Origin of the sequence: Streptomyces sp. MJM8645 (assembly GCF_001625365.1) — a bacterium.
Classification (GTDB): domain Bacteria; phylum Actinomycetota; class Actinomycetes; order Streptomycetales; family Streptomycetaceae; genus Kitasatospora.
On the sequence record NZ_LJJF01000001.1, the window covers coordinates 5,880,492 to 5,897,994 of the forward strand.

The 17,503-nt window shown below is 76.4% G+C and carries 10 protein-coding genes; 6 read left to right on the plus strand and 4 right to left on the minus strand.

The annotated features are described in order from the left end of the window. The first annotated feature begins 106 nt into the window (after positions 1-106). The 6 genes from A6F73_RS25065 (at position 107) to A6F73_RS25090 (ending at position 13,653) form a co-directional block, all read left to right on the plus strand. On the plus strand, positions 107-955 hold the full coding sequence (locus A6F73_RS25065; protein WP_107452949.1) for a DUF4132 domain-containing protein: 849 nt from the start codon (positions 107-109) through the stop codon (positions 953-955). Continuing rightward, positions 952-6,105, plus strand: coding sequence for a hypothetical protein (locus A6F73_RS25070; protein ID WP_244293491.1), 5,154 nt, complete (start codon positions 952-954; stop codon positions 6,103-6,105). Before A6F73_RS25065 ends, A6F73_RS25070 begins: the two co-directional genes overlap by 4 nt. Further along, positions 6,102-7,286 (plus strand): AAA family ATPase, encoded by a 1,185-nt coding sequence (locus A6F73_RS25075; RefSeq protein ID WP_063349854.1) that lies wholly within the window; start codon positions 6,102-6,104, stop codon positions 7,284-7,286. The genes A6F73_RS25070 and A6F73_RS25075 overlap by 4 nt, the downstream gene beginning before the upstream one ends. 4 nt (positions 7,287-7,290) lie before the next feature. Beyond that, the gene (locus A6F73_RS25080; protein ID WP_079135979.1) at positions 7,291-11,085 is read left to right on the plus strand and encodes a DUF5682 family protein; all 3,795 of its coding nucleotides are present in this window, start codon (positions 7,291-7,293) and stop codon (positions 11,083-11,085) included. Positions 11,086-11,087: 2 nt separating this feature from the next. After that, positions 11,088-13,073 (plus strand): hypothetical protein, encoded by a 1,986-nt coding sequence (locus tag A6F73_RS25085; RefSeq protein WP_107452950.1) that lies wholly within the window; start codon positions 11,088-11,090, stop codon positions 13,071-13,073. Between the two features lie 100 nt (positions 13,074-13,173). Next, positions 13,174-13,653 carry a MarR family transcriptional regulator gene (locus tag A6F73_RS25090; RefSeq protein ID WP_063349856.1) on the plus strand — a complete coding sequence of 160 codons (480 nt, stop codon included), beginning with the start codon at positions 13,174-13,176 and terminating at the stop codon, positions 13,651-13,653. 110 nt (positions 13,654-13,763) lie between these two features. On the opposite strand, the gene A6F73_RS25095 is transcribed toward A6F73_RS25090, so the two are convergent. The 4 genes from A6F73_RS25095 to A6F73_RS25110 are packed head-to-tail and all read right to left on the minus strand — an operon-like array spanning position 13,764 to position 17,360. Beyond that, complete coding sequence (locus A6F73_RS25095; protein ID WP_063349857.1) at positions 13,764-14,339, minus strand: ATP/GTP-binding protein; 576 nt, start codon at positions 14,337-14,339, stop codon at positions 13,764-13,766. Between the two features lie 53 nt (positions 14,340-14,392). Further along, positions 14,393-14,773: a DUF742 domain-containing protein gene (locus A6F73_RS25100; protein WP_063349858.1), complete on the minus strand. Its 381-nt coding sequence runs from the start codon at positions 14,771-14,773 to the stop codon at positions 14,393-14,395. After that, on the minus strand, positions 14,770-15,201 hold the full coding sequence (locus A6F73_RS25105; protein ID WP_063349859.1) for a roadblock/LC7 domain-containing protein: 432 nt from the start codon (positions 15,199-15,201) through the stop codon (positions 14,770-14,772). Before A6F73_RS25105 ends, A6F73_RS25100 begins: the two co-directional genes overlap by 4 nt. Then, complete coding sequence (locus A6F73_RS25110) at positions 15,201-17,360, minus strand: ATP-binding protein (protein WP_063349860.1); 2,160 nt, start codon at positions 17,358-17,360, stop codon at positions 15,201-15,203. Before A6F73_RS25110 ends, A6F73_RS25105 begins: the two co-directional genes overlap by 1 nt. Positions 17,361-17,503 lie beyond the last annotated feature (143 nt).

The window sequence follows — 17,503 nt, forward strand, 5'->3', positions numbered from 1 at the left end:
CCCCGGAAGCCGCGCAGCGGCCTCCCCGGCCGCCGCTTTGTCAGTGGGCCTCGCTACGTTCCTCGCATCGCTGACCGGCAGGTGGGAGGAGACGTCCGTGGCATGGGTGGAAACAGGCGCGGGAGGGTACCGCGTCGCGCTCGACGGGGAGGGCAAGGTGGTCTGCCGCAACGCGGCGGGCCGCGAGCTGAAGTCCCTGCCGTCGAAGCTCGGTGACGATCCGGTGGTCACCCAGCTCAGGCAGCTCACCGAATGGCTGGCCGCGCACGAGCGGCGCTGCCAGGAGGACGTCGAGCGGTGGATGGTGCGCTCGCTGCCGGTGCCCGCCGCCGTGCTGACCGCGGTTTGGGCGGACGAGGCCTGGCAGGCCGTCCTGCGCGACCTGGTGGTCACCGGCCCGAACGGCGCCGTCGCCGGCTTCCTGCGCGGCGCGGACGCCGAGCGCGGGCTCGGCCTGGTGGACCTGGACGGCGACACCGTCCGGCTCACCGACGGCGAGATCCTGATACCCCACCCCGTGCTGCTCCCGGACCTCGACGACCTGCGCGAGTTCGCCGTCGAGCTCGGCGTCTCCCAGCGCGTGCCGCAGCTCTACCGGGAGGTCTGGCACCGGCCGGACGAACGGCCGACCGGCACCGAGGTCACCACCTACGCCGGCGGCCGCTACCGGGAGCTGCGCGAACTGCTCGGGCGCTGTGCCCGGCTCGGCCACCGGGTGCGCGGCGGCTCCGCCGTCCAGCCCGTGGTGGAGGCGGGGCGCACCGTCGAGGCCCGCGTCTGGGTGGGCGACTACTACGAGTACGACGCCTGCGAGACGGGCGCGCTCAGCTGGGCGGGCCCGGACGGCCGGGTGCTGCCGCTCGCCGAGGTCGGCCCGATCGCCTGGTCCGAGGGCATGCGGATGGCCGCCGCACTGTACGCAGGCCGCACCATCGAAGGGGAGGACGTCGCATGACCGCCACCGGACTCGACCAGAGGGCCGTTCAGGACGCCGACCGGACGGCCGCCCAGGACACCGGGCCGCACGAGCGGCTGCTCGACGCGGGGGCCGTGCTCCCGCCCGGCACCCTGCCCGGCGTCGGCCGCCCCGACAGCGCCGCCGACGTGCTCACCGCCCGCGCCTACACCCACCCCGCGCTCGACGGGCGCCGGATCGTCCGGCTGGTCCCCGGCGCGCTCGGACCGGCCGAGGACCTCGCCGTCGACTTCCTCGGGCTCGTCCCCGACGGCACGCCCGTCGAGGTCGGCCAGGTCCGCCAGGAGGCGCTCGGCTTCCCCGCCTGGGCGCTGGTCCACGACCCGGCCAACGGGCACCACGCGCTCGCCCTGGTCAAGGAGATGGAACGGCTCTCCCGCCAGGCCCGGTCCAAGCCCGGCACCGCCAAGGACGGGTTCGAGGCGCTCGCCGCCCGCCTCGGCCGCGCCGTGCCGCACTTCCTGCCCACCTTCTGCGAGGAGGTCGGCCGGATCTTCCTCGCCCACGGCAACCAGACCTACGCCGCCGGCTACTTCGGCAAGGCCCGCGAGGCCGAGCGCACCTACCGCCTGACGGTCGACGAGGAGCGGCTGCGCGCCGTCTTCCTGGAGTTCGCCCTGGCCGGCGCGCTCACCGTCAAGTCCCTGCGCCAGTACGTCAAGGAGCTCGCCGGGCGGCTCGACGCGCTGACCGCCTGGCAGCGCTTCCGCCAGCTCTGCACCGAGCGCTCCGCCGCCGGCATGGCCCCCTACGCCGGGGTCGCCGAGGACGCCCGCGCACTGATCAAGGCCGCCGGGTTGGACCGCGCCGAGCACGAACAGGCGCTGCTCGCCGAACTGCTGGCCGGCCCGGGTGCCAACCGGGCGCCCGGGGCGTTCTGGAAGTCCTGGCACGGCCCCCTGACCGAACTCGGCCGGCGCGACCCGGTGGTCCGGGCCCGCCTGCTGGAGCTGATGCCCGACCCGGCCGGCACCGACGCCGCCGTGAACGACACCGCCTGGCTCGTCCTGCTCGCCGAGACCGGGGCCGAGCAGCTGCTCACCGGCCCGCGCGCCGAGGGCGCCGAGCCCGCCGCCGCGTGGCTGCAGCGCTGGTGCCACCACCTCGGGCGCGGCTGGCGCTCCCGGCCCAGCTGCGCCGCCACCGTCGCCCTGGCCGGCCGGATGGCCGAGCGGCTGCGGGCCGACGGCGTCCCGGTGGACCTGTACACCGGCGTCCACAGCAGCCAGACCCAACTCGACCTGCTGGACCGGCTGCTCGCCGACGGCGTGCCCGTCGCCGACCCGTCGGCCACCCTCAGGTTCGACCTCAAGGACTGGGTCGACCAGTGCGGCCCCGACAGCGCCGGCCTCGCGGCCGTCGCCGCCGACCCGCGGTTCCGGCCCGTCCTGCGCGCCGCGACCCCGCCCGCCTGGGAGACCGCCGTCAAGCGGCAGGTGCCCGCCCTGCCGCTGCTGCGCCGCCTGTTCGAGGAGTGGGCCGAACTCCGGACCGACGAGCTGACCGCCGCCCGCGGGCTGGCCGGCGCCGCCGACCTGGTGCGCTCGCTGAGCCCGTACCGCACCGCCGTGCGGGCCGTCGCCCCGGCCGCCGCCGAGCGGATCGCCGCCCTCGACGTCACCGCCCTGCTCGCCGGGGCGCTCGGCGCCGGCATCCTCGACGAACTCGGCTGGCCGGCCCTGGAAGAGGCCCTGGCCAAGCTCGCCGACCCGGCCGACCCGGCCAAGCCCGTGGACTCTGCGGACCTTGCCGGCCCCGACTCCGGCGCCCCGGAGCCCGAGCCGCAGGACACCCCCGGCCTCAACGGCGGGCGCCTCACCGGCCTGATCGTCGAGGACGCCTGGCCGCACCTGATCCTCGCCCGCCACGACCAAGCCGTCGTGGTCGGCCCGCAGGGCGTCCTGCTGGAGCACACCCTGCGCCTGCCCCCGGCGAAGGAGCGTTGGAACCAGCCCCGGCTGCGCTTCGTCGACGGCGAACTCCTCGTCGCCTGGTACCAGGACGGAAAGCAGCACGCCTACTGGTCCAGCCGGCCCGGCGAGGTCGTCGAACTCACCGGTGAGACCATCACCGGCTACCACTACGGCGACCGGGATCCCGAGCCCCCCTCCCTCCCGCTGCCCGGCGGCGGCCGCACCACCGGCGAACGCCCGCTGCACCCCGGCGACACCCGGATGCCCGCCGAACACCGCGTCCTCGGCGACGGCACCGGCCACTGGACAGTGCGCTACGGCCAGGACGGCGCCGTCCTGCGCGAACTCGACCCGCACACCGGCGCCCTCGGCCGCGCCGCCGAACCACCGGTGATCGCCGCCACCGCGGCCGCCGGCCGACTGACCCTCACGCGCGCCCGACTGCTGCCGCTCCAGCCCGGCCTGGAGCAGACGCCGCTCGGCACCGACGGCACCGTGCTCGGCAGCTGGGTCCGGGTCGACCTCGACCGTGCCGTCACCACCACCACCGCCGACGGGCAGGTCATCGTCCTGCCGATCACCGACGGCCACCCGGACCACGTCCCGGTCGGCCGCCTCACCCTCCCCGGCCAGGCGCAACCGGTCGTCACCGAGGCGCAGCGCGACGGCCTCGCCCTCACCCTGCCCGACCTGGCCGCCGAGACCGACCGCACCGTCGACCTGCGCCCCTGCCGCCCGGGGGACTTCGCCGCCGCCGGCACCGCGCTCGTCCCCCCGCTCGACCACTGGCACGCCCTGCGGCCCCGCGACGAGGCGGGCTCACGCGTCCTGCGCACGGTCGGCACCGAGCAGGCGGCCCGCCTGATCGACGCCGCCTGGCCGACCGACAGCCGGCCCGTGCCCGAGGACGAGCAGCGCTGGATCACCGCCCAGGGCATCCGACGCCCGCTGGCCCAGTCCGGTGGCGCCCGCCGCGCCCTGCCCGTTCAGGCGATCGGCACCGTCCTGCCCGGCATCAGCCACCCGCTGCTGCTCGCCGGGGTCGCCGGGCTCGCCCGCACCGCCGCCGACCTGCTCGACCGGATCGCCCGGTTCGTCCCGCAGCCGGAGGCCGAGAAGCCGTCCAAGGCCGAGGCCGCCGAGTACCGGCCCGAGCACGGCCGCGACCACGAACTGCGCGAGGCCGTCACCACCCTCCTGCCCGACGTCGCCTGCTTCGGCCCCAACTGGGGCGACGGAGACCGGTGGAGGGTGCTCAACAACCTGCGCGCCGTCACCGCCGTCCTGGCCGACCCGCCGGCCGCCACCGGCGAGGGCTGGAGCACCCCGGCCACCGTCACCCTGCAACACGGCGACACCCACCACGGCTGGCTCCACCTGCTCGGCCGTCTCGACACCCTCGCCTACGCGGTGGCAGCCCCGCTCACCGAACCGGCCCACCGCTCCAGCCTCGTGCTGCTCCTCGGCGAACTGACCGAGGGAGTGCTCGCCGACCGCGGCGCCACCCTGCGCGAGATCGTCCTCGGCGAACCCGCCGACCGCGCCAACCGCCACCAGCCCGCCGTCCCCCGCGAGGGGCAGGTGCTGCGCCACGGCGACCGCACCGTCGTCATCCTCGGCCACCGCCGGCACCACGAGGGCACCGAGCAGTGGTACGCCGTCGACCACGACCCGAGCGGCGCGTTCGGGCCCGTCGCCCACTTCACCACCGTCAAGGAACGCGGCACCGAGGAGCGGGTCGGCGCCGCCTGGATCGCCGCGTTCCGGCAGGTGGCCGCGCTGCACGGAGGCGCCCCCTGGCAGCTCGACCGCGCCACCGCCTTCGGCGGGCTCACCGGGATCGGCGCCGCCCGCGCCGCCCTGCTGCTCAGCCCGCCGCCCGGGCTCTTCCAGTGGCACAGCGCCGTGCTGCCCGCCGACCGGCTCGCCGAGTACGGCCTCAAGTCCACCGAGGCCAAGGCCGCCCGGGACTGGCTGCGCGGCCGCGACCGGGCCGCCCTCGCCGACGTCTGGGGCGCCCTGCTCCCCGCCGACCCGAAGACCCTCTGGGCGGAGGGCCCCGACCTCGACGCCGGCGCCGCCGCCTGGATCCGGCACTTCGGCCGGCTCGTCACCCTCCCCGAGGCCGCCCAGGCCACCGTCAAGGGCGCGCAGATCGAACACATCGAGGCGGTGCTCAACCCCGCACAGACCCCCTGGCTGACCGGCACCACGGCCTTCCGGCTCAGCGACGGCGGCGGGTCCACCCCCCAGCTGCTCGCCGAGGACCAGAGCGCCGCACCCGCCTCCGGCGACCTCGGCCGCGCCGTCGACGCCCTGCGCTGGCTCGCCTACCACCTGCCCGCCGACAGCCCGCTGCGCCCGCTGCTGCCCGCGGCCGCCGCCGCGCTGCGAAGCCGCCTCGCCGACCCCGACCTGCTGCTCGACTTCCACCTCGTCCACACCACCAAGGGCGCCTCGATGTCGGCCGTCCTGCGCACCCACTTCGGCCTGCCGGCCGCGGGCGGAGCCGACCCGAACGGACTGGTCGACTGCGGCCCGGCCCTCGTCCTGACGCCCTACCACGACGAGTACGAGCGGGTCTGGCTGCGCCCGGCCGGGCTCACCGGCCCCGACGACCCGGTGCTCGAACTGCTCGGCGGGCTGGGGGCCAGCTACTGGCTGGAAATCGAGCGGGGCGCCATCGAGGCCGTCCTGCGCGGCGAAGTGGAGCGCCTGACAGCCGCCGCCACCGAGGCGGTGGTGGCCGCCGACGGCCAGGCCTGGCTACAGCACCCGCAGCTCACCGTCCCCGACCTGGTCGCCGAGGCGGCCCGGGCCCACGGCCTCGGCGAGGACGCCGCGGTGCTCTACCTCCAACTGCTGGCCCTGCCCGACCCCACCGACCGCAACGTCGCCCGCTGGACGGGCTGGAAGCCGGCCAGGCTCAAGCGCGCCCGCGTCGAACTCGCCGCCACCGACCTGGTGCTGGAGGCCAAGCGGGCCCGGGCCGGCCGCACCCTCTTCCTGCCCGGCGGCTGGCAGGAGGCCAAGGCCCCCGCCCTGCCCGCCGAGACGTGGAAGGCCGCCCTCTACGAACTGCCCACCCACCGCGTCCCGCTGCCCCACCTGCCCGTCCCGGAGCTGTTCGCCCGGGCCTGGCAGCGGACCCTCGACGGCGACGCCCCCGGCTACGAAGAGCTCCAGACCAGCAAGCGCAGGAAGGCCCGCCGATGAGCACCACGCCGACGAACAGCACACCGACGGGCAACACACCGGCGAGTGCCGACACCGCCCCCGCGAGCCGGCAGATCATCCCGCCCGAGGAGAAGCACGCCGCCGAACTGGAGTTCCTGGCCGCGTACGACAGCGGCCCGCGCCCGCCCGGCTGGCGGCTCACCCCGCGCGCCGTCGTCACCTTCGTCATGGGCAGCGACGGCGAGAAGCTCAAGGCCGGCCGCCGCGGCCTCGCCATCGAGCAGAAGTTCGTCGGCGAGCGCGCCCTCGTCGAACGCTGCGTCGTCACCCTCGCCGGGGAGCGCGGCCTGCTGCTCGTTGGCGAGCCCGGCACCGCCAAGTCCATGCTCTCCGAACTGCTCGCCGCCGCCGTCTGCGGCACCAGCGCGCTCACCGTCCAGGGCACCGCCGGTACCACCGAGGACCAGCTCAAGTACGGCTGGAACTACGCCCTCCTGCTCGCCAAGGGGCCCAGCCGGGATGCCCTGGTGCCCTCCCCGGTGCTCACCGCGATGACCACCGGGGCGGTGGCCCGCGTCGAGGAGGTGACCCGCTGCCTGCCCGAGGTGCAGGACGCGCTGGTCTCCCTGCTCTCCGAACGGCGGCTCTCCGTACCCGAGTTGGCCGGCACCCCGGACGGACAGCTGCACGCCGCCGCCGGCTTCACCCTGATCGCCACCGCCAACCTGAGGGACAAGGGCGTCAGCGAGATGTCCGCGGCGCTCAAGCGGCGGTTCAACTTCGAGACGGTCGGCCCGATCGCCAGCCTCGCCGCCGAGGTCGAACTCGTCCGCCGGCAGTCGACCGTCGCCGTCGCCCGCGCCGGAGCCCCCTACGCGGTGGACGACGCCGTCCTGGAGGCCCTCGTCACCGCCTTCCGTGACCTGCGCACCGGCCGTTCCACCGAAGGCTGGGACGTCGAGCGCCCGTCCACCGTGATGAGCACGGCAGAGGCCGTCTCGGTCGCCACCGCGCTCGGGGTCACCGCCGCCTACCTGCCCGACGGCGGCGACCTGCTCGGCCGCCTTCCCGGCCAACTCATCGGTGTCGTCCGCAAGGACGACCCGGCCGACGCGGCACGGCTGCTCGGCTACTGGGACGGGCCGGTCCGCCGGCGCGCCGAACAGGGCGCCGGCACCTGGCGCACCCTGTGGGACCTCCGCTCGGCCCTGGAGGCATGAGGCGATGACCAGCACGGTGACGCCCGCCCCGGCCGGCCCCGATCACCAGGCCGGCCGCGACCACCAGGACGGCCCCGTCCGTCCGCTCCGCCCCGGCCACCTGGACGGCCTAGACGACCCGCGCCCGGCCGTCCGGGCCGAGGCCGAGCGGCTGGCCGCCTCCGGCACCGGCCGGCCCGGGCCCTACCTGATCGGCGTGCGGCACCACGCGCCGTCGCTCAGCGCGGTCCTCCCCGCGCTGCTCGACGCCGTCAAGCCCGAGGTGGTGCTGGTCGAACTCCCCACCGAGTTCCAGCCCTGGCTCGGCTGGCTGGCGGACGAGGACACCCAGGCCCCCGTCGCCCTCGCGGCCGCCCCGGCCGGCCGCGAGGGCGGCCGGGGCCCCGCCGCCGACTCCGGCCCCGGCCGGCTCGCCTTCTACCCGTTCGCCGACTTCTCCCCGGAGCTGGTCGCCCTGCGCTGGGCCCGGCGCAACGGCGTCGAGACACTCGCCTGCGACCTCCCGCTCGCCCACCGCACCACGCCCCACGAGGAACAACAGCCCGCCCCCGGTGCCCCCGGCGCCCCCGGTGTCGCCGACGCGCTGCGCCACCGCCTCACCGGGCGCGATTCCGACGACGACCTGTGGGACCGCCTCGTCGAGACCGCAGCCCCCGGCTCCACCCCCGACGCCGTCCGGCGCGCCGCCCTGCTGGTCGGCTGGGCGCTGCGCCGCGACGCCGAGACCGGCCCCGGCGTCGACCCGTACGACCTACGGCGCGAAGCCTGGATGCGCGCCCGGATCCGGGCCGCGGCGGCCGGCGGGCGCCGGGTCGCCGCCGTCGTCGGCGCCTTCCACGCGCCCGCCCTGCTCGACGGGCCCGCCGCCACCGAGGAACCGCCGCACCCGGACCACCTCGGGCACGCCCTCTCCCTGATCCCCTACACCTACCCGCTGCTCGACGCCCGCTCCGGCTATCCGGCGGGCATCCGCGATCCTGAGTGGCAGCACACCGTCCTCGACGCCGGCGGCGACCCCGACCGCCTCACCCGGGCCCTCACCACCACCGCCGTCCGGATCTGCGAAGCACTGCGCAGCCAGGACCACCCCTCCGGCCCGGCCGACGCCCGCGAGATCGTCCGCCTCGCCGGAGACCTCGCCCGCCTGCGCGGCCACGCCGCCCCCGGCCGCGGCGAACTCGTCGAAGCCGTCCAGACCGTCCTCGCCCAAGGCGAACCCCTCGGCCGCGGCCGGGCCGTCGCCCGCGCCCTCGAACGCGTCCTGGTCGGCACCCGAACCGGCCGCGCCACCCCCGCGGCCCCGCGCAGCGGGCTCGCCCCCGCCGTCGAAGCCCTCCTCGCCGACCTCGGCCTCCCCGGCCCCGCCGACCCCGAGCCCCGCGAACTCCGCCTCGATCCGCTGCGCACCCCCCTCGACCGCCGCCGCGAGATCCTCCTCCACCGCCTCACCGCCTGCGGGGTCCCCTACGCCGACCCCGTCACCACCACCGGCGCGGGCGGCACCGAAGCCATCGGCACGCGCTGGCGCCTCCACTGGACCCCGGCCGCTGCCGCGATGCTCACCGTCGCGGGCGCCCGAGGCGTCACCCCCGCGCAGGCCGCCGAAGGCACCCTGCGCGAACGCCTCCGCCGTGAACAGCAGGCCGACGGCCCCACCGCCCGCGAGGTCCTCCAAGGCCTCACCGACGCGGCCGCCTGCGGCCTCCCGGCCCTCGCGGACACCCGCCTCACCCAACTCGCCACCGTCCTCCCGTCCTCCGGCACCCTCCCCGAACTCCTCGACGCCCTGGCCCTCCTCGACCGCCTCGCCGCTGGCCACCTCCCGGGCTACCCCCCACCCGACGTCCCCGACACCCCCGGCGCCCCCGGGGCTCTCGCGTCGTCGCCCGAGCTGGGCGCCGCCCCCGGCCGGCAGGAGCCGGCGCACCTCGCCGCGTTCCCCGACGGCTCCGCGCCGTTGCCCGGTGCGGGCGGGGCGTCGGCCGGGCCGGCGGGGCGGTTGGGGGCGGTGGGCGAGGTGTTGACCGTGGCGGCCGTGCGGCAGTTGGAGGGGTTGGGCGGGTCGGACGATCCGGCGGATGCACGGGCGCTGGTGGAGCTGGCGCGGCGGGCGGATCTGGACGGCGGGTTGCGGCTGGGGCACGTGCTGGCCGAACTCGCGGACCGGGGGAGTCCGTTGGTGCGAGGCGCAGCCGGAGCGGTGCGGGTGCTGCTGGGGCGGGAGCGGGCGGAGGCGCTGGGCGGGCGGGCGGCTTCGTGGGTGGACGGGGCGACCGGCCCGGAGGCCCGGCACGCGCTCGGGCGGGGGCTGGTCGGCCTGCTGACGGCAGCGGAGGGCCTGTTCGCCACCGCGCCGGAGGCGCTGGAGCCCGTGCTGGAGCGGATCACCTCGCTGCCCGACGCCGCCTTCCTGGACCGGCTGCCGGCGTTGCGCGGGGGCTTCGACACGCTCAGCCCGGCCGCCCGGGACCGGTTGCTGCTCCTGGTCGAGGAACGCCTGGGCACCCGGCTCGCGGGCCTGCCCGAGGAGGTCCCGCCGGCGGTGGTGGCCGGCTGGGTCCGCGCGGATCTGGCCGCCCGCGCGGCGCTGGCCCGGCGCGGCCTGCTGCCGGAGCCCGGGGGCGATCCGGCGTCCGAGCCACCGCACCGCGTCGAGCCGCTCCCTTCCGCATCCGTCGCCACGCGGCACGCCCTCGCCCCGGCCGAGCGCTGGCGGCTGCTCCTCGGCCGCCCCGGCAGCAGTGGCCTGAGCGGGCGGTGCGCCCGACTCGCCACCGCCCTGGACGAGTTGTACGGCAGCGGGCGAGGCGAGGGCTCCGGCCCGGGCCTGGACGGGCGGTCCGGGCGGGGCGGCCGCGAGGCGCCCTTCCCGGGGGTGCGGGAGTGGGCCGAGGAACTGTCGGCGCTGTTCGGGCCGGGCGTCCGGGAGGAGGTGCTGGCGGCCGCCGTGGCGCAGGGCCGGACGGACGTCCTGGAGGCGATCGAGCCGGGTGCCGTCCGCCCGTCGGTCGACTTGCTGCGCACGGTGTTGGAGCATGCGGGCGGCCTGCCGGAGGCGAGGGTGGCTCGGCTGCGTCCGCTGGTGCGGCGTCTGGTGGACGAGTTGACGCGCGCGTTGGCGACCAGGCTGCGTCCGGCGCTGACCGGGATCAGAGTGCCGCGGCCGACGCGTCGGCCGGGTGGCGGACTGGACCTGGACCGGACCATTCGCGCCAATCTCGCCACGGCCCGCCCGTCGGGGGACGGCGGCACACTCATCGTGCCCGAGCGTCCGGTGTTCCGGACCAGGGCCCGGCAGGCGGCCGACTGGCGGCTGATCCTGGTCGTGGACGTCTCCGGGTCGATGGAGGCCTCGACGGTCTGGGCGGCGCTGACGGCGTCGATCCTGGCCGGGGTGCCTTCGCTGAGCACCCACTTCGTGGCGTTCTCCACCGAGATCGTCGACCTGACCGAGCGGGTGGAGGATCCGCTGAGTGTGCTGCTGGAGGTGCGGATCGGTGGTGGCACCAGCATCGCGGGCGGGCTGCGGTATGCGCGGAAGCTGGTGACGGTGCCGTCCCGGACGCTGGTCGTGGTGGTCAGCGACTTCGAGGAGGGCGGCCCGGTGGGCGGGCTGCTGGCCCAGACCCGGGCACTGGTGGATTCCGGTGTGCACCTGCTCGGCTGCGCCGCGCTGGACGACACGGGGACGGCCCGCTATTCGAAGGCGGTCGCGGGCCAGTTGGTCGCGGCCGGCATGCCCGTGGCGGCGTTGAGTCCGCTGGAACTGGCCCGCTGGGTGGGGGAGAAGGTGCGATGAGCGTGGCGGAGCGGACGAGCGGCTGGCCGGCGGTCCGGCCGGAGGTGGTCGCGGAGGTGGTGGCCGGGTTGAGCGCCCGGTTGCAGAAGCGGCTGGACGGCGCGGCGGCGAAGCTGGCGGAGCGGCCGGTGACCCGTTGCGGTGACGAGTGGCGGGTGGAGGTGGACGAGGAGACGGCGCTCGTGCTGCACGCCCCGGGCGCGGTGGTCGCGGATGCGGCCGGCGTCCGCTGCGGCTGCCTGCTGGCCCCGGCCTGCGTGCACCGGGCCGCTGCGGTCATGCTCTGCCCGTTGGCCGAGCTGGCGGAGGAGCCCGGGGAGCCCGAGGAGGTCACGCCGACCGAGGCGGCCTCAGCGCCCTCGGAGGAGCCGCAGGAGCGACGGGAGCCACGGGAGTCACAGAAGTCACAGGAGGCGCAGCCCGAGGCCGGGCCCACCCCGGTGGAGGTGGCGGCGGCCCGCCACCTCCACCGGGCCGGGTGCGCCGTGCTGGCCGCCGGGGTGAGCGGCGCGGGGGCGGTCGCGCAGGCTGAGTTGCTGCGGGCGGCCCACCGGGCGCGGCTGGCGGGGTTGTACCGCCCGGCCGCGGCGGCGGTCGCGGTGGTGACGAGGGTGCGCGCGGCCCGGTCCGGGGCGCCGGAGCACCGGCTGGCGGACCTGGTGGCCGGTCTGCGCGAGCTGCTGGACCTCACCACCGCCCTGAGCACCGGCTCCGGCCCGGTCGCCGAGCTGCGCGGCACCGCCCGCCAGGCGTACGGCGAGGAGGGCGGTTTGCGGCTGTACGGGCTGTTCACCGAGCCGGTGCTGACGGCCACGCATGCGGGGGTGGTGAGTTGGGCGGTGGACGCCGGGGGCCGGCTCAGTACGGTGGCCGAGGTGATGCCGCACGGTGACGCGGCGGCCGCCGCCCCGCAGGCGGTCGGGGCGGGCAACCGGACGGTCCGGCTGGGGGAGGCCCCGCTCAGCCACAGGGAGTTCAGCCGTGCCGGGCTGGCCGTCCAGGGCGCCACCCGGTCCGCCGCCGGGCGGCTGGGCGCGGGTGCTTCCGTCCGGGCGGTCCGGGCGGCGGGCGCGGCGTGGACGGCGGAGCCGGTGGCCGCGCTCTGGGCCGAACCGGCGGCCGCCCAGGTGGCGCGGGCGCTCGCGGCGGAGTCGCTGCCGTACGAGGGCCGCCCGGCCGGGAGTGACCTGCTGTTCCTGGACGTGACTCTGCTGGGCCCGGCTCCGGTCGGCCCGGGCGGGGCGCCGAGGCTGCTGGCGCGCTGCGAGGGCGGTGCCGACGGTGCCGATGGTGCCGACGGCGGCTTGGTGGTCGGTCTGTGCACGGGGCACGAGCACCCGGGCCTGGCCTTCCGGGCGAACCTCGCACTGCTCGCCACCACGCCCGGCCTGCGGCTGCGGGTGATCGGCCGTCTGGAGCGATCGGACCGTCCGGAGCTTCGCCTGCTCGCGATCGGCACACCCCCGGAGCCCTCGACGGCCCCCGAGGCCCCCGGCCTTCCCTCGCTCGCCGTCCCCGCGGACCGGGCCGACCGGGTCAATCTCGGCCTCGAACGCCTCCAGACCGCCGACCTGCGGACCACCGACCTCCAGACCGCCACCGCCACCGATGCCGTGCCCGGCTTCCCGGTCGGTCTCCCGAGCGAGGCCCCGTACGGGCCGCCCGTCCACGTGCTCGGCCGCCGGGTCGAGCAGGCGGTCACCACCGGGCGCCATGCCCTGGCCCCGAGCGCGGCCACGGCGGCCGCCGACGGGAGCCTGCTGCGCGCCGCCGGGCTGGTGACGGCCGCCGAGCTCCTGGACGCACTGCGGGCCGCCGCGGCCGACCGGCGCCGCGACGTGTTCGGCCGGGTCGTCCCGGACGACCATGACGCCTTCGCCGGGTCCTGGCTGGCGGCCGCCTGCTACACGGAGGAACTGGCCGCCGCGCTCTGCGCCGCCGCCTGGGCCGGGGAGCCCGCCATGGACCGGCATCGAGGGGAGGTATAAGGAAAACTATTTGCATAGACAGCTAATCCGCGTCGGCTGGCATACTTGTCCCAGGGAAGACGTCACGAGACGTGCAGGGAAGTGGAAGGGAAGGCGAGCGATGGGTATCCGCGACGACGCGGCCGAGGTCCGGGCCCGTGGCTGGCGGACTCTCGCCGCGCTGCACGGGCTGATCGACGCGGCGCTGGAGAAGGCGCTGCAGGCGGAGCACCGGCTCTCGGTGGTCGAGTACACGGTGCTGGACGCCCTGTCGCGGCAGGACGGGTGGCACATGCGGATGCAGCAGCTGGCCCGCGCCGCGGCGCTGAGCAGCAGCGCGACGACCCGCCTGGTGACCAGGCTGGAGGACCGCGGGCTGCTCAGCCGCTACCTCTGCGCCGACGACCGGCGCGGGATCTACACCGAGCTGACGCCGGAGGGCCGCACCCTGCTGACGGCCGCCCGCCCGGTGCACGACGCCACCCTGGAGGCGACCCTGGCGCAGGCCGCCGAGGTGCCGGAGCTGGCGCCGCTGGTCCACGCGCTCTCCGGACTCGACGACCCGGCCGGGCTCACCGGCCGCCCCCCGACCAACGCCTGAACCCCGGCCAACGCCTGAACCCCGGCCAACGCCTGAACCCCGGCCCCGACCTCGACATCAAGTCCGGCGCCGGCCCCGGTGACCCCGCGCGGCCCGCACGGCCCGGACGCTCAACGCCGCCCGGCGGACAGGGCGTTGCGGTGCACCTGGTCGAGCAGGGCGAGCAGCAGCTCCTTGCTGGACGCCCGCTCCCGCACGTCGCAGAGCACGATCGGGACCTCGGGGCCGAGGTCGAGGGCGCGCCGGACGTCCTCGGGGCTGGCGTCGCGGCGGCCGTGGAAGCAGTTGACGCCGATCGCGAACGGGATGCCGCGCTGCTCGAAGAAGTCCACGGCGGCGAAGCTGGATTCGAGCCGCCGGGTGTCGGCGAGGACGATCGCTCCGAGGGCGCCGAGCGCGAGGTCGTCCCACATGAACCAGAACCGGAACTGGCCGGGTGTGCCGAACAGGTAGAGCACCAGGTCCTCGCGGACGGTGATCCGCCCGAAGTCCATCGCCACGGTGGTGGTGGACTTGCCCTGGACGCCGTCGAGGCTGTCGACCCCGATGCTGGCGCGGGTCATCCGCTCCTCGGTCTGCAGCGGTTCGATCTCACTGACCGAGCCGACCATGGTGGTCTTGCCGACGCCGAAGCCGCCGGCGACGAGGATCTTGACCGCGCCCGGCACCAGGCTCTGGGTCGTCAATTCGGGTCTCCTGGAGTGGGACTGAGAGGTGCGGGGCGGTCGGGTCCGCCGGGTCAGAGCCGGCGGACGCCCTCGATCACGGCCTGGATCAGCGAGATGTCCGGCGCCTCGGCGAGCTGGACCGGGGCGCGGGTGAGGATCAGCCGGGCCTCGGCGAGGTCGTCGAGCAGCACCTTGACGACGCTGACGGGCAGGTCGAGGGTGGCCGCGATCTCGGCCACGGCCAGCGGGCGTTCGCGGCACAGGTCGAGGATCGCGGCCGGTTCGGGCGTGAGCCGGCTGGTGTCGGTGCGCGGGTCGGAGGTGACCACCAGGGTGATCAGCGCGAATCCGTCACGGACCGGGCCGGTGCGCCCGTTGGTGATCGCGTAGGGGCGGACCAGATGGCCTGCGTCCTTGTCGTAGAACCAGGCCTCCTCGGCGTCGGCGGTCACGCACCGCCACCCGCGCCGGCCTGGCCTGCGTCGCTGCGCGGTGCCGCGGTGAGGTACTGGCCGACCTGCTTGACCAGCATGTTGATCTCGTAGGCCATCAGCCCGGCGTCCACCTGCTCGCTGGTGAGGACGGCGAGCCGGGCGCCCTGCCCGGCGGTGGTGACGAACAGGAACAGCTGGTCCATCTCGACCACGGTCTGCCGGACCCGGCCGCCGTTGAAGCGGTGGCCGGCGCCGCGGGCGAGGCTCTGCAGACCGGAGGCGACGGCGGAGAGGTGTTCGGCGTCGGCCCGGTCGAGGCCCTGGGACATGCCGACCAGCAGGCCGTCCTCGGAGAGGACGATGGCGTGCCGGGTCTCGGGTACCCGCGCCACCAGCTGGTCCAGCAGCCAGTTGAGGTCGCGCGGGGTGTCGGTGTGCTGCGTCATCACTGCTGTTCCTTGGCTTCCTGAACGGCGGAGGCCTCCCAGGCGGCGGAAGGTGCGGCCGGGAGGTGGGGCGCGGCGGGCGCCTGGGGGGCGGTGGGGGTGGTCGGCGCGTCGGGGTCGGCCGCGCGGGCGGTCCGGGTGCCGCGCTGGATGGCGGCCATGGTGGTGCGGGAGCGCTGTGGCGACGGGTCGTCGGCCCTGGCGGCCCAGGTTCCTCCGGTGGCCCCGGTTTGTCCGGTGGCCCCGGCGGCTCCGTGCCAGGGCCCGGCCTGGGGTGGCGGGCCGACCACGGGGGGCAGCATGGCGCCGGGAGCGTGGGCCTCGCGGAGCTGCTCGGCGAGGCTGGCGTTGCGGACCCGCTGCGGCAGGACCCGCGGGGTGCGCAGTTCGCCGTCCGGGCCGTGGTCCGAGTGCTCCCTCTGGGCACGTTCGTGGGCGGGCGCAGGAGGCTCGGCGGTGGCACCGTCGAAGGGCCCGGTCGTGGGCCCGGTCGTGGTTCCGGCCGGCACGTCCGCAGCACAGCCGTCGGCCGGCGGCCCACCGGGCGGGATGTCGGACGGGACCTCGTACGGGCGCGGGAAGACGGGCCGGGGGACGACCACGGCCCCGGGCAGACCGGGTATCTCGGCGCCGACCGGCAGACCGCCGTTGGCCGGGCCGGGGGCGGTTCCCTCGGCCGGGCCGCCGTCCAGGGGGTACTGGGCGAGCAGCTCGCCGATGATCACACCGCTGCCACCCGCACCGGGAACACCAGGTCCCCCGGGAACACCAGGCACCACCAGGCCACTGGCCACACCACCAGCCCCGGGCCCGGGCCCGCCGGGCGCACCCGGCTCGGCCCCGGGCGTCGGAGCGCCCGGCCCGGTGCCGATCAGCCCGCCGAGCACTCCGGCGAGCGCGCCGGTCAGCCCCCCGTCCAGCCCGCCGTCCGGACTGCCGGGGTCGTTGCCGCCCGCCGCCCGCACGGGCTCGGGGACAGGGGTCCGGGTGACCCGCGCGCCGGACGGCAGTCCGGCCATGGCGGCCGGCTGGTCGGCCTGCTCCAGCAGCACCGACGGCACCAGCACCACGGCCCGGGTGCCGCCGTAGGGCGAGGGCCGCAGGGTGACCTGGATGTCGTGCCGGGCGGCCAGCCGTGCGACGACGAACAGGCCGAGGCGCAGGTCGTCGCCGAGGGCGGAGACGTCCAGCTCGGGCGGGTTGGCCAGGTAGTCGTTGAGCCGCTCGTACTCGTCCTCACCCATGCCGAGGCCGCGGTCCTCGACCTCGACCGCCAGGCCCTTGGGGACTTCCTGCGCGGAGACCTGCACCTGGGTGTACGGCGGGGAGAAGGTGGTGCCGTTCTCGATGAGTTCGGCGATCAGGTGGATGACGTCGGCGACGGCCTGTCCGCTGAGTGAGGCGCGCGGCACGCCCTGGACGACGACGCGGGCGTAGTTCTCGGTCTCGGAGACGGCGCTGCGCAGCACGTTGACCATGGGCACGGCGTTGCGCCAGCGCCGGGCGGGCAGGGCGCCGCCGAGGATGACGAGGTTCTCGGCGTTGCGCCGCATCCGGGTGGCGAGGTGGTCGACCGCGAACAGTTCGCGCAGCAGCTCGGGTTCCTCGTGCTCGCGCTCCAGGGCGTCGAGCATGCTGATCTGTCGGTGGATCAGGATCTGGGTGCGGCGGGCGATGTTGAGGAAGACCTTCTTCGTCCCCTCGCGGCCCTGGGCCTGGTGGATGATGGCGGCGACGGCGGCCTGGCGGACGGCGGCGAGGCCGTCGGAGGTCTGCTGGACCTCGTCGCCGGTCCGGCGGGACGGTGACCAGGCGGGCGGTGTGGGTACGGGCTCCCCGGCGCGCAGCCGTCCGACGACCTCGGGGATCTCGTCCTGGGCGAGCGCGAGGGTGTCGGTGCGCAGTGCGCCGAGGCGGGCGGACAGGGCCCGCGCGGTCCGGATGCCGTGGGCCAGGCTGATCAGCAGGACCAGGGCGACAGCGGCGCTTCCGGCGATCAGGGCGGTGCGGTGTTCGGTGCCGCGCAGCAGGTAGGCGGCGTAGCCCCAGGCGGCGGCGAGGCCCAGGCTGGGCACCAGTACGAGGGCGAGGAGCGAGCTGCGGAGCGAGCCGGACCGGCCGGCGCGGTGGGCCGTGCGGGGGGCCGATATGCCTGGCATCTGATTCCTTGTTGCAGGGCCGAGTCGCTGGGCCGAACGGCGGGCCGGCCTGTACGCGGTCCGGCCGGGGCTTCAGGGCGCCGCGGCCGGGGTGGCCGGACGGGGTGACGCGGTGTCATCGTCCGGGCGGGGGTGCAGCACGG